Genomic DNA, 13,424 nt, shown 5'->3' with positions numbered 1-13,424 from the left:
TCCTGCCGCCGAAAGAACCGCCCCCATCAACTCACCCCATACCCCGCGTCACCAACGTCACGACCCACAACAGCTAGGCCCGCACCGGCGGCGCCGGGCCCTCACCGCCGGCGCGCGGTGCCGACGACCAAGGGCACGATGGTCGGTACCACGGTCGGCATCCGGGTGCGTTCGATGACCTCGATATCGAAATCGGCTGCCGCGAGCAGACTTTCGAAGTCGCGATTGGCGTGGCAGCCGTCCGCGAGGCGTCGTTGCAGCGGGGTGAGCAGGTCCTGGACGCCGGCGCGCAGGCCGGTTCCGCGGACGTGTTCGTGGAACAGGAAGCGGCCGCCGGGACGCAGTACACGATGGACCTCGCGCAGCGCCCGGGCCGGGTCACGCACCGAGCAGAAGACCAGGGAGGCGGTCACGGTGTCGAAACTGGCCGCCGGGAAGTCCAGCCTGTGCGCGTCGCCGTCCACGACGGTGACGGGTGCGGAGAGGGCGTCGGCGCGGGCTGCCAAGCGGGCGCGCAGCGCCGGATTCGGTTCGAGCAGGACGAGTTCGTCCAGGCCGTCCGGATAGTGCGAGACGGACAGGCCGTCGCCGGCCCCGATTTCGAGGGTGCGACCGGATGCGTGGGTGAGCTGGGTGCGGCGCAGATCGGCCTGTCCGGCCCGATCGACGCGGGCCATGAAGCCCGGATACCAGCTGGCGAAGAATCGTTCGCCGAACGTTGCTGTGGTCATGGTGTACGAGTGTGGCCGGTGGCGGCCCTTCGCGTCATGGCCGTTTCGGGCCATAATCGATGCCGGATGATGCGCCGGCCTCGACGGCCGCCGCGCGAGAGGGTGGAGCATGGTGCGCGCCGAGGATCAGGTGATCCACCGGGTGCGGACCGTCGGCGGCGAGGTCGCCTGTTCGGTGGTCGGCAGCGGTCCCGCATTGCTGATCGGCGGGTGGTGGTGCAGCCACCTGATCCTCAACTGGAAGGATCCGCTGTTCCGCGCCTTCGTGTCCCGGCTGGCGACCCGGTTCACCGTCATACGGTACGACCAGCCGGGGCGAGGACTGTCCGAGGCGGGGGTGCCGGTCGATGCGGACGGCGAAATCGCCGTGACCGCCGACATCGTCGATGCGCTGGGGTTCGAGCGGGTGGCCGTACTGGGCGCGTCGTCGGGCTCGGCCGTCGCCGCGGGACTCGCGGCCCGGCTGCCCCGCCGGGTGCATCGGCTCGTCCTCTACGGATCGTTCGCCCGCGGCGCGGACATCGCACCGGACGGTGCGCGCCGGGCGCTGGTGGACGCGATCTCCGCGCACTGGGGATTGGGTTCCCGATTGCTGGCCGATGTGTTCGTGCCCGGCGCCGACAGCGCCGAACGCGAACGGTTCGCCCGATTCCAGCGGCTGTCCGCGACGGCGGAACAGGCCGCCCGATCCTTGGCCGCCACATACGAACTCGACGCCACCGAGTACCTGGCGGCCGTCACCGTCCCGACCACCGTGCTGCATCGCAGGGACGATCGTGCGGTGCCTTTCGCGCTCGGCCTCGACGTCGCCCGCCGGGTGCCCCGCGCGAGCTTCGTGGAACTGTACGGCGAGGACCATTTCCCGTGGCGCGGTGATGCGACCTCGGTCGCCGACGCGATTCTGCGCGGGCTGGGATATCCGGTGCGGGCCGAGCCGGCACCGCCGGGGCCCGAGGCGGTGACCGAGCGCGAGCGCGAAATTCTGCGCCTGGTCGCCGAGGGGCTCACCGACGCGCAGATCGGCGAGCGGCTGACTCTCAGTCCGCACACCGTGCATCGGCACGTCGCGAACGCGCGCACCAAACTCGGCGTCCGCTCCCGCGCCGCCGCGTCTGCCGCCATCCGAACGGATCGCCCGGACCGCACATCCTGATCCCGCCTCCACGCCCGGGTTCATCGCGGCGACACCGGGTAGCCCGACAGTGCCGGCCGATCGGACGGCACCGAACGAAGTTGGGAAGGAGACTCGAGATGGTCAGCTATCCACAGAGCACCGCAGTGGACCGGCCCACCGGGCGGGAGGCTCGCCACGGCGGCCCTGGTGGTGCGTCGGTTGTGACGATCGACGGATTGGTCCTGCTGGCGGGACTGTTCACGGCCATCACGCCGTGGGTGATCAACGATTTCTCCGTCGCGCCGAAGTTGGTCATGCAGAATCTGATCCTCGGTATCGCCGTGGCCGTGATCGGCCTGGTGATCACCGCGATGCCGACGCACGGCTACGGGCTGAGCTGGGTCCTGATCCCGATCGGCGTCTGGCAGATCATCAGCCCCTGGGTCGTGGGTGAGCGCCCCACAGGCGTGCTGTGGACCAATGTCGTCATGGGGGCGATCGTCACCGTCCTGGGTCTGGCGGCAGCCGGGTTGCTGGTGACCTCGGCCGTCAGCGTGCGGCGACCGCACGCCGCGGCGGCGCACCAGTGATTCGCGGCAGCGCTCCCTCCCCGGAATGGAGTTGATATGCCCTTCGACCCGATGCGTGCGGCGGCGCGCGTACTGATGGGCTCCACCTACGCCGTGCTCGGCGCGGACGCGTTGCGCGAGCCCGGCGCCCGGCCGGAGGCGGCGGCGGCGACTCTCGCGGCGGTGCGCACGGTCGTACCGCTGCCCGAGGACGACAAGCTGCTGGTGCAGGTCAACGCGGGCGTCCAGGTGGCCGCCGGCGTATTGCTGGCGCTGGGCAGATTACCGCGGCTGTCGGCGCTGGCGCTGGTCGCCTCGATGGTGCCGACAACCATTGCGGGACACGCGTTCTGGGCGCTCGACGACCCCGCGGCGCGCAAGCCGCAGCAGGTGCAGTTCCACAAGAATATGGCGATGATCGGCGGGCTGTTGTTCGTCGCCTCGGAGAAGCGCGGCGGATAGCCGGCACCGGCCGATTCGCGAGCGCTACGGCTGCGCGACCGCGTCCTCGGGTGTGCGCCACACCCCGTCGCGCAGCGTGTCCAGAATGCGGGTCAGCAGGCGTGACACGTGCATCTGCGACACCCCGAAATGCTCGGCGATCTCCGATTGCGTTTTCGATTCGAAGAATCGCAGGACGAGGATGTCGCGGTCGCGCTGGGGCAGATCGGCGATGAGCGGCCGCACCGCGGCGGCCTGTTCGAGCAGCTCGTAGCAGGGCTCGTCGACACCGAGCGCGGCGGCCGCCGTGGACGGCGTGTCGTCGCGTTCGGTGCGCGCGGCATCGAGGGAATCGCACTGGTAGACGTTGGCGGCGACCAGCGCCTGCGTGATGTCGATGAGGTCGACATCCAGCTCGGCGGCCAGCTCCCGGGCGTTGGGCGCCCGGCCCAGGCGCTGAGTGAGAGGATCGCCGGCCTTGACGATCCGGTGGCGCAGTTCCTTGTAGCGGCGGGGTACACGGGCCGCCCAGGTGTGGTCGCGGAAGTGCTTGCGCACCTCGCCCATGATCGTGGGGACGGCAAAGCCGAGGAACGGCGCGCCACGTCCCGGGTCGAAGCGGTCCACCGCGAGTACCAGGCCCATGCGGGCGGTCTGCAGCAGATCGTCGTAGGCCTCGCCGCGGTTGAGGTAGCGGCGTGCGATGTGCTCGGCCAGGGGCAAACACAGTTCGATGATGTGTTCGCGCAGTGCCCGCCGGTGCGGGTCGGTGGCGTCGAGGTCGGCGAGTTTGTCGAACCACGGTTCGATGTTGTCGTAGCTGTCGCTACGCGACCGGGCGCCTCCGGTCCGGTGGGTTCGTGCGGGATGTGTCATTCGGGCCACTCCGTTTCCGTCGTATGCGACGACATGGAGCGAGCACCTCGATCACGCAAGCTCATCGGTGCTGTGCCTGCGCACGGATGTTCGCATTCGGCTATCGTTCGCCTCGGCCTGCGCCGGAGTTTCGAAACAGGTTGGCGCGCAACGCATCTACGTGGTGCACAATCGAACGCTGGGGGGCGGGCGGATGCGCGCCGTTCGCGTACCGAACCGATCCTACGGACCCTCCGGTGTCATCGGTCGAGAACCGGAAAGGATCCGGTATCGGTTGGGCTACGGATCGGATGCCGCCGCGCATCCGATCCGGCACGGCCGCCCCGTCGGCGCCGTCGGCAGGGCATCGGCGCAGGTGAGAGGCTCTGCCGGGCGGGGGAGTAGGCTGCGACCATGGTTGGCGGCGGGCAGGATGACGGCGTCGAGCGGGTGGTGGGCGCCGGTGATCCGCAAGGCGTCGGCCGGTTCCGATTCTGGTTCGCCGAACAACGGTGGGAGTGGTCGGACGAGGTGGCCCGCATGCACGGTTACGCCCCCGGGCAGGTCGAGCCGACCACCGAGCTGCTGCTCGAGCACAAGCATCCCGACGACCGAGACCGGGTCGAGGCCACCATCGTCACCTCGGTGGAGGACCACGCACCGTTCTCCAGCAGGCACCGCATCGTCGACACCGGCGGCACGGTCCGCGACGTGCTGGTGGTGTCGGAGCCGATGCTCGATGCGTCGGGTCAGGCGATCGGCACGCAGGGCTACTATGTCGACCTCACCGAATCGGTCGACCGGGAGCGCCGGCTACTGCTCGAGGAGGAGTTGCCCGCCGTGATCGAGCGCCGGGCGGCGATCGAACAGGCCAAGGGAATACTGATGTTCGTCTACCGGATCTCGGCGGAGCAGGCGTTCCGGGTGCTGGCCTGGCGATCCCAGGAAACCAACATCAAATTGCAGGAATTGGCCGCGCACCTCGTCGACGATCTGGACAGCATGCCCCCGGTGCCCGCGCCGACGCGGACCCGTCTCGATCATCTCCTGCTGACGCTCCGCCGTCGGGACGAGCAGTAGCCCGTGCGCTGTCGGCCGCGTCTACAGCAGCGCGCACTCCAGCAGCAGGAACAGCGGACGAGTGAAGTGTTCGTCCCACCAAGGGTTTTCGCGCCGCTGCCGATCGGAGGGCCGGGGTTCGCGCACGGCGGTGATCGCGAATCCGGCGGTGGTGAGCATTCCGATCGTCGCTTCCAGTGAGTACAGCGCTTGAACCGAGGCGGCGGGGGAGCGGGTCCCCGCGACCTCGAATCGCTGTCGCACCGTCCGTCCGGCGAAATAGTCGTCGATCGTGAAACCCGTTCCGGCGCTGGTGCGTTCGCCACGGGCGACATAGAAGCAGGGATGCATCATCAGCATCACCAGCCGTCCCGACGGGCGCAGGACCCGGGCGAATTCGGTGAAGCGCCGCCCCGGCTCGGACAGTCCGTGCGGAAGGCGGTTGACCACCACCAGGTCGACACTGTCGTCGGCCAGCGGCAGTGCGGCCACGTCGGCAAGCCGGAATCGCGTGCGAGACGGATCGTGCGCCGGATGGCTCGCGGCGGCCGCGACGAATTCCGCGCAGGTGTCGACGCCGTGTACGAAACCCGCACCGCGCGTGATCAATTCGCGGGCCAGATACCCTTCACCGCATCCGGCGTCCAGGATGTGCAAGCCGGTGCACTCGCCGACGAGTGCGAGCAGCGCCGGGTCGGTGAGGCCGCTGCGGTACGGGTCGAGGTTTTCGCGCACGATGCGAATCCAGAACTCGGCGTTGGCCGCGTACGCGTCCGAGACGGGCTCGTCTCCCAGCACATTCGCTCCCCACTGCGATCGGGTCGGAATTCGGAACCGAATTGTAGACGGCGGCGGCATGTTCCGCACGGAACACCGTCGCGAAACAATGATGTTTTTGATAGCATTTTCCGAAGCCGGTATTCGCCGGTGGAATGCGGATTCAGGGCGGCCAGGTGCGGCCCGAATATTCATGGCCGGGTCGTATGCGCGCCGGTCGGAAGGAGTCGGTCGTGGCTCGCATATCGCCCGCGGAAAAGTCGGAGTGGTCGCCGGAACTGGTCGGCTTCATCGGAGAGTTTCGTTCCTCCGTGCTCGGTGACACCCCGGCCGACGCCCACCCCGCCGGTGCCAACCTGCTCGGTACGCTCGCGCGATATCCCGCGCTGGCCAAGGCATTCCTGAGTTTCAACGGCCATCTGCTGTACGGATCCACGCTCGACGACCGGCAGCGCGAACTGCTGATCCTGCGCGTCGCCGCCGTCCGGCATTGCGATTACGAATGGGCCCAGCATGCGATTCTCGCCGAAATAGCGGGAATGCCGAAAGCGGAAATAGAAAAGGTTGCGGCGGGGGAACCGGACGATGAATGGACGACGGCCGAGAGGGCGTTGCTCGTCGCCACCGACGAATTACTGTCCGACGGTGCGGTCGGCGCCGCAACATGGGAGATTCTGGCCGCCGAATTCGAGCCGAATCAACTCATGGATATCGTTTTCACCGTCGGCACCTACGATATGCTCGCCATGGCCTTGCGATCCTTCGGCGTCGAACCCGAGGACGATCTGAAGCCCTATCTGCCGCGGCATCGGTAACCCGACGTCCTGCCGAGGGCGGGGCCGGTCCCGGGTGATGAGGCCGGACGGCAGACCCGGCCCCACCGCGACCCGCCTCAGGTGTTGCGTCCGCCGTTCACGCCGATCACCTGCCCGGTGATGTAGCCGGCCTCCTCGCTCACCAGGAACGCGCAGGCGGCCGCGATATCCTCCGGCAGCCCGATCCGCCCGACGGGAGTCGCGTCGATCTGCTTGCCGACATCGATGAAGCCGCGCTCGGCGGTGGCTCGCATCATCGGCGTATCGATGAACCCGGGCGGAATCGTGTTGACCGTGATGCCTTTTCGCGCGAATTCCAGCGCGAGCACCTTCGTCAATCCCAGCACCCCGGACTTCGAGGACACATACGCGGCCATCCCCGCCGCGCCGCTGTGCACACTCGACGAGGAGATGTTGACGATGCGTCCCCAGCCCTGCTCGACCATATCGGGCAGCACGGCCTGGCAGCAGTCGAACGTGCCGGTGAGGTTGACCGCCAGCACCCGCGCCCACTGCTGTGCGGTGATGTCGAGAAACGGCCCGGACGTGGTGATTCCGGCGCTGTTGACCAGAATCGAGGGCCGGCCCAGCTCGGCCCGCACCCGCTGCACTCCGGTGTCGATGGCGGCGCGGTCGGATACGTCCACGGCCACCCCGATCGCCTTACCGCCGGCCTCGCCGATCTCCTGCGCCGCGAGATCGGCCGCCGCGCCGTCCACGTCGAACACCGCCACCGGCGAGCCGTCGGCGGCCAGCCGGCGCGCGATCGCGCCGCCGATTCCGGATGCGCCGCCCGTCACGATCGCTGTGCGGCCGCTCATTTGATCGACTCCTGCCCGACCAGGGTGGAGCGGTGCATGCGTCGCGGCTGCGAACGATCGAACGGGCAGGCCCGATGCACCAGGCCGGTGTTGTCCCAGATCACCATGTCACCCACCGACCACCGATGGGACAGCACCCGGTCCGGTGCGGTCGCCCGCGCCAGCAGATCGTCGAGCAGGGCGCGGCCCTCGTCCTGGTCCATGCCGACCACATGGTCCGCCGAGGCGCCGAAAACCAGTGAGCGGCGGCCGGATTCGTGCGTCCACACCAGCGGATGTTCCCGTCCGCCGCGACGCGCCCACTCCTCGCGCTGTTCCGGAGTCGGGTCCGCATACGTCAGCCGCTGAATGGCCTCGAAGCTGTGCCATACCCGCAACCCTTCGAACCGCCGCTTCTCCTCCTCGGACAATTCGTCGTAGGCGACGTATGTGCTCGCGAACGCGGTTTCACCGCCCGTCTCGGTCACCACGTGAGCGCTCATGATGGACGCCTTCGCCGGCACCTCGTCCATGAAACCGTCCAGATGCCAGTAGTCGTTGCTGGCGAAATACTCCACGTTGGGGTTGTCCGGATCGAAGCTGATCTCCATCACATCCGGATTCGGGTACAGCGGAAACTGCACCAGCTCACCGAGTTTGCGGCAGAACGCGGCCTGCGTCTCGTCGTCGGCGTGCAACCGCGGGAACAGCAGCACGCCGTGTTCCTCGAGCGCGGCCAGGCACGCCTGCGGCAGGTCGTCGTCGCTGCGCAGCCGGTCGAGGTCGACATCGTCGACCCGCACGCCGACCGTTTCGCTGAGTTTGGTGGTGGTGATCGCCGGCATCCGATGCTCCTGTCTGTCGATGCTGCGCGGTCGGACCGCCGCCCCGGCGCGGGAAACTCCCGGTGCGGGGCGCGCGGACCCCCTCACGCCCCCTCCTCCGGGGCGTATCCCAGGATCGCCTTCGTCTCGAGGTACTCCTCGAAACCGTATGCGCCCCATTCCCGTCCGTTGCCGCTCTTGCGATAGCCGCCGAAGGGGCAGGCGAAGTCGAAGCCGTCGTTGATGGCGACCGATCCGGCGCGGATGCGGCGGGCGACCGCGCGCGCCTGGTCGAGGTCGGCTCCCGCGACGAAGCCGGCCAGACCGTATTCGGTGTCGTTGGCGATCTCGATCGCGTGATCGAGGCCGTCGTAGCCGAGAATGGTGAGGACCGGCCCGAAGATCTCCTCGCGGGCGATCGTCATTTCGTTGCCGACATGGGCGAAAACCGTTGGCTTGACATAGAACCCGACCTCCAGCCCGTCCGGCCGGCCGGTGCCGCCGGTGACGAGGGTGGCGCCCTCCTCGATGCCCTTGCGGATCAATGCCTGGATCTTGTCGAACTGGGCGCCCGACACCACCGGGCCCATGGCGACCTCCCCGGTCGGATCGCCGACGGTGATGCCGGCGGCGGCCTCGCGTGCGGCGTCGATCGCCTCGTTCATGCGGGCGGCGGGGACCAGCATCCGCGATCCGGCGCTGCAGGTCTGGCCGGAATTGTTCATCATCGTCACCACGCCCTTGGCGACGTTGGTGGCGAAATCGGCGTCGTCGAGCACGATATTCGGGCTCTTGCCGCCGAGTTCCTGGGTGACCCGCTTGACGGTGGGCGCGGCGTTGCGGGCGATGTCGATACCGGCACGGGTGGAGCCGGTGAACGAGATCATGTCGATACCGGGATGGCCCGACAGCGGCACGCCCACGCCCGGGCCGTCGCCCTGCACCAGATTGAACACCCCGGCGGGCACCCCGGCCGCATCGAGGATCTCGGCGAAGATCTGCCCGGTGAACGGCGACTGCTCCGACGGTTTCAAGATGACGGTGCACCCGGTGGCCAGCGCCGGAAACACTTTGACCGCAATCTGATTCAGCGGCCAATTCCACGGCGTGATCAGTCCGCACACCCCGATCGGTTCCTTGACCACCAGCGAGGCGCCGTGGCGCTGCTCGAAGCTGTACTCGGCGAGTGCGGCGATCGCGGTATCGAGATGTCCGGCGCCCAGATCGACCTGGAAACCGCCGGCGAGCGCGGCCGGTGCGCCCATCTCCTCGGTGAGCGCCGCCGCCAGATCGTCACGGCGGCACTGATATTCGGCCGCGACCCCCCGCAACACGGCGAGGCGGTCGGCCACAGTGGTCGCCGACCAGGTCTCGAACGCGCCCCGCGCCGCTGCCACGGCCCGGTCCACGTCCTCGGCCGATCCGGCGGCGACCTTTCCGCAGACCCGTTCGGTCGCCGGGTTGATCACGTCGATGGTCTGCGCGGTCGCCGGTTCGACCCACTGCCCACCGATGTAGAACGTCAGATATTCACGCATGAGCCGCCTGTCCTTCTCTTCGGATGTGCTGTGGGGCATGGGTTGTCGAGCACGGGTCTACTGCATCCCTTCCGCGTACCAGGTGCGGAATTCGTCGTAGCTCGGCATCTCCTCGGAATTGGCCTTCGGATCGACGGCGACGTGCACGACCCCCGGTTTGCCGCTGGCGAAGGCGCGTTTGACGGCCGGTGCGATGTCGTCGTCGCGTTCGACGTATTCGCCGTAGCAGCCGAATCCCTCGGCCACCTTGTCCAGCCGGACCGCGGTGCTCCAGTGCACGCCGGTTTCGAGCGACCCGTGCCCGAAGGTGCGTTTGTAGACGCCGACCTCCAGACCCCAGGCGTAGTCGACGCCGACCACACAGACCAGCGGCAGATTCAGGCGTGCGGCGGTTTCCAGTTCGGCGATCTGGAACTGGAACGAGGAGTCGCCGGTGATCAGCATGACCGGCCGTCTGCCGCCGTCGGCCACCGAGGCGCCGATGGCATACGGCAGCCCGGTGCCCAGATGCCCGAAGTTCTGATTCCACATGACGTCGTGCGGCTTGGCCTGCGAGTACGTCCAGCCGAAAATCGTGGTGGCGCCGCCGTCCCGGGCCATGATGCCGTCGGCGGGAAACGCCTTGGTCGCCTCCACGATCAGGCGTGCGGGATGGACCGGGCTCATCCCGCTGGGCGCGGATTCGGCCAGTTCGGCCAGCCGGGCGGCGTCGCGCTCGATCCAGTCCGCCAGCTCCGGGGACGGAGTGCGCGGCGTGTCGCGCAGTGCGTCGACCAGCTGCGGAACCACTGCGCGCAGGTCGCCGACGAGCGGCACGTCGATGGGACGGTTCACTCCGATGGCGGCCGGATCCTGTTCCACCAGAATCCATGTCCGGTCCGCTTCGCCCGCCTGCCAGTGCCGGCCGCGACCGTAGTGCACGGGTTCGCCGAGTTCGGTGCCGATGGCCAGGCACAGATCGGATTGCACGACCGCCTCCACCGCCGACGGGGAGAAACCGTAGGGGAAGGTGCGATCCTCGAGGCCGGGAATGTAGGAGGTGCCGCCGGAGGTCTGGATCACCGGGGCGGCCATGAGATCGGCCAGTTGCTTCACCGATTCCGCCGCCCGCGCGGTGTGCACGCCGTGCCCGATCAGCAGAATCGGCTGCTTCGCGGCCCGGATGTGCTCGGCCGCTTCGGCGATGCGGTCCTGGCCCGCGGTCTGTCCGACCAGGCGGTACCGGTGCGGTGGCAGCGCCGGCGGCAGATCGAGTTCCTCCTCGATCACATGCGACGGATATTCGATGTACACCGGGCCCGGCGTTCCCGACAGTGCCTTGCGCAGCCCCTCGCGGATGATCTCGTCGGTCTGATCCGCGTATTCGATACTGGCGCTGTACTTCACGGAATTCTCGACCAGACCGGCCTGCTGCACGAACTGGATCCGGCCGCGCCGCACCCGCTGCTCGGTGATCCGGGCCCGCTGCCCGCCCAGGAAGATGATCGGTGAATTTTCCACCTTGGCGCACATGATGGCACCGGACAGATTCGCGATACCGGGGCCCAGCGTGCCGATGCACACCGCGGCCTTCCCGGTCATCCGCGAGACGCCCTCGGCCATCATTCCGGCCGATTCCTCGTGATGCGGCGCCACCACCTTCCAGCCGCGCTCCTCGGCGCGGTGGAACAGATGGACGAAGTTGGGATCCGGAATGCCGAAGATGGTGTAGATACCCTCGGCCTCGAAAAGTTCGAGTATCCGTTCGTAAACCTTCACTGCTGCTTCCCTTCGGTCGCCATCGCGAAGCTGCGGCCGATGTGGTCGGCGTGCGCGCTCAGCGGCGGCAGGATCCACGAGTTGTCGGTGTTGCGGATGTCGTCGATGCGCGCCGCGACCTCGTCGACGGTCCAGGACGGCTGATACACCCCCGGCGTCTCGGCGATATAGGCCCGCGCCACCCGGCCCGCGATCGCGACGAGCAATTCGCCGGTGAGAGAACATGATTCGTGCGCGAGATACGCGACCGCGGGAGCCACCAGTTCCGGGCGCATATCCGGATAGGCGGAGGTGTCGATGCCGGCGGCCATCCGGGTGAGCGCCGAGGGCACGATGATGTTGCAGCGCACGCCCACCTCGGCGCCCTCGAGGGCGACCACATTCGACAGCCCGATCATGCCCGCCTTGGACACGGCGTAATTGGCGACCGCCCGATTGCCGTAGATGCCGCCGATCGAGGAGGTCAGCACCACCCGCCCGTAACCGGCCTCGCTCATGACCGGAAAGGCCGCGCGCACGGTGTGGAAGGCCCCGCGCAGATGCACATCCACCACGGCCTCGAAATCCTCGTAACTCAGCTCGGTCAGCGATCCGTAGCGCACGGTGCCGGCGTTGTGGATCAGGATGTCGAGGCGTCCGAACCGGTCCAGCGCCGTGTCCACGATCGCCCGGCCGCCCTTCGGGGTGGCGACCGATGCGGTGCACGCCACGGCCGTGCCGCCCGCGGCGGCGATCTCGGCGACCACCTCGGCGGCGACTCCGGCGTCGGCGTCGTCGCCGCGCATACTGGCACCGGAATCGTTCACCACGACCTTCGCGCCGCGCTCGGCCAGCAGCAGGGCATACGCCCGGCCCAGACCGCGTCCGGCGCCGGTGACCACCGCGACGCGGTCGTCGAATCTCAGTTCGGACAACGATATATCCTCTCGCGCAACATCTTCCGGGTCTAGGTGGTCAGCGTGAGGCCGTCCAGATCGCCGGCGTCACGCCAGGCCTGCAGCAATTCCTCGAGGACATAGAAACCACCCCAGAACGGGTCGCCGAGGAACGAGCGGCCGTTGGGCTCGCCCTCGCTGTTGTAATAGCCGGGGGTGCATTCCATGACGAAGGTGCTGTTGTCGACGGTGTTGGCTCGAATCGTCTGCACCCACGCCGCTTCGGCCTCCGCCGTCGGCTCCACGCGGGTCGCGCCGCGTGCCTGCGCCTGGGCGATGATGTAGGCGATGTGGTCGGCCTGCTGCTCGTACATCAGCGTGGTGGCCGCGGTGACCCCGCCCTGAATGAAGCCGGTCGCGAAATGGTTCGGGAATCCGTGCGCCATGATTCCGTGCAGCGTGCGAAAACCCTTGCCCCAGTGCTCGTACAGCGATTTCCCGTTGCGGCCGGCGAACGGCGCGATGTCGAACTGGCGATCCAGCGCGGTGGTGATTTCGAAGCCGCTGGCGAAGACGATGCAGTCGACCTCGTATTCGACGCCGTGCGCGATGACGCCCTTGGGCGTGATCCGCTCCACGCCCTTGGTGTCGGAGACGTCGACCAGGGTCACATCGGGCCGGTTGAACGTCGGCAGGTATTCGTCGTTGAACACCGGCCGCTTACACATGTTGCGGTAGTACGGCTTCAACTTCTCCGCGGTCTCGGGATCGGTGACGATCTGTTCCACGCGCCGGCGCAATCGTTCCATGGCGCGGTAGTCCTCGATTTCCTTGAGTTCGAGGAACGTCGCCGGATCGGCCAGCGCGGCCCAGCCGTCGGTCTCGTTCAGTTTCGCCGCCAGATTGCGGGCGACCTCGGTCCAGCCGTCGCAGATCAGATCCGGTTCGCCGGGGGAGTAGAAGGCGAACGCGGCATTGTGGAAATTGCGTTGCCGTTCGGTGCGCCAGCCCGGCTGCAGCGAGGCCACCCATTCCGGATCGGTCGGGTGGTTGTCGCGCTCGAAGATATAGGACGGCGTGCGCTGGAAGACCGTGAGATGTTTCGCACCGCGCGCCAGATGCGGAATGACCTGCACCCCGCTGGCGCCGGTGCCGATGACGGCGATCTTCTTGTCGCCGAGGCGATCCAGGCCGCCGTGCAGGTCACCGCCGGTGTAGTCGTAATCCCACCGCGCGGTGTGGAAGGTGTGGCCCTCGAACTCGGTGAT

The 13,424-nt window shown here is 68.0% G+C and carries 14 protein-coding genes; 5 read left to right on the top strand and 9 right to left on the bottom strand.

The annotated features are described in order from the left end of the window. Positions 1-101: 101 nt before the first annotated feature. Entirely contained in the window at positions 102-731 is a 630-nt protein-coding gene (locus A5789_RS25955; RefSeq protein WP_064904405.1) for a class I SAM-dependent methyltransferase, read from the bottom strand. 109 nt (positions 732-840) lie between these two features. On the opposite strand from A5789_RS25955, the gene A5789_RS25950 reads away from it, so the two are divergent. From A5789_RS25950 to A5789_RS25940, 3 genes are all read left to right on the top strand, one after another. Beyond that, entirely contained in the window at positions 841-1,884 is a 1,044-nt protein-coding gene (locus A5789_RS25950) for an alpha/beta fold hydrolase (RefSeq protein WP_064904386.1), read from the top strand. A gap of 98 nt (positions 1,885-1,982) precedes the next feature. Continuing rightward, entirely contained in the window at positions 1,983-2,435 is a 453-nt protein-coding gene (locus A5789_RS25945) for an SPW repeat protein (RefSeq protein WP_063018476.1), read from the top strand. A gap of 36 nt (positions 2,436-2,471) precedes the next feature. Further along, positions 2,472-2,876 carry a DoxX family protein gene (locus tag A5789_RS25940; protein ID WP_064904388.1) on the top strand — a complete coding sequence of 135 codons (405 nt, stop codon included), beginning with the start codon at positions 2,472-2,474 and terminating at the stop codon, positions 2,874-2,876. 24 nt (positions 2,877-2,900) lie between these two features. Here the strand turns inward: A5789_RS25940 and A5789_RS25935 are convergent, their stop codons facing one another. Further along, positions 2,901-3,731 (bottom strand): RNA polymerase sigma factor SigF, encoded by an 831-nt coding sequence (locus A5789_RS25935; protein WP_063018474.1) that lies wholly within the window; start codon positions 3,729-3,731, stop codon positions 2,901-2,903. 393 nt (positions 3,732-4,124) lie between these two features. Between A5789_RS25935 and A5789_RS25930 the strand changes: the two genes are divergently transcribed. Beyond that, entirely contained in the window at positions 4,125-4,790 is a 666-nt protein-coding gene (locus tag A5789_RS25930; RefSeq protein ID WP_064904391.1) for a PAS and ANTAR domain-containing protein, read from the top strand. A gap of 21 nt (positions 4,791-4,811) precedes the next feature. Here A5789_RS25930 and A5789_RS25925 read toward each other — a convergent pair whose 3' ends face one another. After that, positions 4,812-5,567, bottom strand: a complete 756-nt coding sequence (locus A5789_RS25925; protein WP_169812473.1) for a class I SAM-dependent methyltransferase — start codon at positions 5,565-5,567, stop codon at positions 4,812-4,814. A gap of 212 nt (positions 5,568-5,779) precedes the next feature. On the opposite strand from A5789_RS25925, the gene A5789_RS25920 reads away from it, so the two are divergent. Continuing rightward, on the top strand, positions 5,780-6,361 hold the full coding sequence (locus tag A5789_RS25920) for a carboxymuconolactone decarboxylase family protein (protein WP_063018480.1): 582 nt from the start codon (positions 5,780-5,782) through the stop codon (positions 6,359-6,361). A 77-nt stretch (positions 6,362-6,438) separates the two neighbouring features. Here the strand turns inward: A5789_RS25920 and A5789_RS25915 are convergent, their stop codons facing one another. The 6 genes from A5789_RS25915 to A5789_RS37460 all read right to left on the bottom strand — a co-directional run. After that, the gene (locus tag A5789_RS25915; protein WP_064904393.1) at positions 6,439-7,182 is read right to left on the bottom strand and encodes an SDR family NAD(P)-dependent oxidoreductase; all 744 of its coding nucleotides are present in this window, start codon (positions 7,180-7,182) and stop codon (positions 6,439-6,441) included. Beyond that, positions 7,179-8,006 (bottom strand): TauD/TfdA family dioxygenase, encoded by an 828-nt coding sequence (locus A5789_RS25910; RefSeq protein WP_064904395.1) that lies wholly within the window; start codon positions 8,004-8,006, stop codon positions 7,179-7,181. The genes A5789_RS25915 and A5789_RS25910 overlap by 4 nt, the downstream gene beginning before the upstream one ends. An 83-nt stretch (positions 8,007-8,089) precedes the next feature. Beyond that, a complete protein-coding gene (locus A5789_RS25905) occupies positions 8,090-9,523 on the bottom strand; it encodes an aldehyde dehydrogenase family protein (RefSeq protein WP_064904397.1) in 1,434 nt (477 codons plus the stop codon). Positions 9,524-9,580: 57 nt separating this feature from the next. Beyond that, positions 9,581-11,281: a thiamine pyrophosphate-binding protein gene (locus A5789_RS25900; RefSeq protein WP_064904399.1), complete on the bottom strand. Its 1,701-nt coding sequence runs from the start codon at positions 11,279-11,281 to the stop codon at positions 9,581-9,583. Continuing rightward, positions 11,278-12,195 carry an SDR family NAD(P)-dependent oxidoreductase gene (locus A5789_RS25895; protein ID WP_064904402.1) on the bottom strand — a complete coding sequence of 306 codons (918 nt, stop codon included), beginning with the start codon at positions 12,193-12,195 and terminating at the stop codon, positions 11,278-11,280. The genes A5789_RS25900 and A5789_RS25895 overlap by 4 nt, the downstream gene beginning before the upstream one ends. Before the next feature lie 32 nt (positions 12,196-12,227). Next, a partial coding sequence (locus tag A5789_RS37460) for an NAD(P)/FAD-dependent oxidoreductase (protein ID WP_064927379.1) occupies positions 12,228-13,424 on the bottom strand: 1,197 nt, incomplete at its 5' end.

Origin of the sequence: Nocardia sp. 852002-51101_SCH5132738 (genome assembly GCF_001665695.1) — a bacterium.
Classification (GTDB): Bacteria; Actinomycetota; Actinomycetes; order Mycobacteriales; family Mycobacteriaceae; genus Nocardia; species Nocardia nova.
Note: the sequence above shows the minus strand (reverse complement) of the source record. Positions and strands in the feature narration are given on the sequence as shown.

Coding starts and splice junctions, on each gene's coding strand:
- A5789_RS25955 (WP_064904405.1), bottom strand. CDS start 731: ATGACCACAGCAACGTTCGGCGAACGATTCTTCGCCAGCTGGTATCCG.
- A5789_RS25950 (WP_064904386.1), top strand. CDS start 841: ATGGTGCGCGCCGAGGATCAGGTGATCCACCGGGTGCGGACCGTCGGC.
- A5789_RS25945 (WP_063018476.1), top strand. CDS start 1,983: ATGGTCAGCTATCCACAGAGCACCGCAGTGGACCGGCCCACCGGGCGG.
- A5789_RS25940 (WP_064904388.1), top strand. CDS start 2,472: ATGCCCTTCGACCCGATGCGTGCGGCGGCGCGCGTACTGATGGGCTCC.
- A5789_RS25935 (WP_063018474.1), bottom strand. CDS start 3,731: ATGACACATCCCGCACGAACCCACCGGACCGGAGGCGCCCGGTCGCGT.
- A5789_RS25930 (WP_064904391.1), top strand. CDS start 4,125: ATGGTTGGCGGCGGGCAGGATGACGGCGTCGAGCGGGTGGTGGGCGCC.
- A5789_RS25915 (WP_064904393.1), bottom strand. CDS start 7,182: ATGAGCGGCCGCACAGCGATCGTGACGGGCGGCGCATCCGGAATCGGC.
- A5789_RS25910 (WP_064904395.1), bottom strand. CDS start 8,006: ATGCCGGCGATCACCACCACCAAACTCAGCGAAACGGTCGGCGTGCGG.
- A5789_RS25905 (WP_064904397.1), bottom strand. CDS start 9,523: ATGCGTGAATATCTGACGTTCTACATCGGTGGGCAGTGGGTCGAACCG.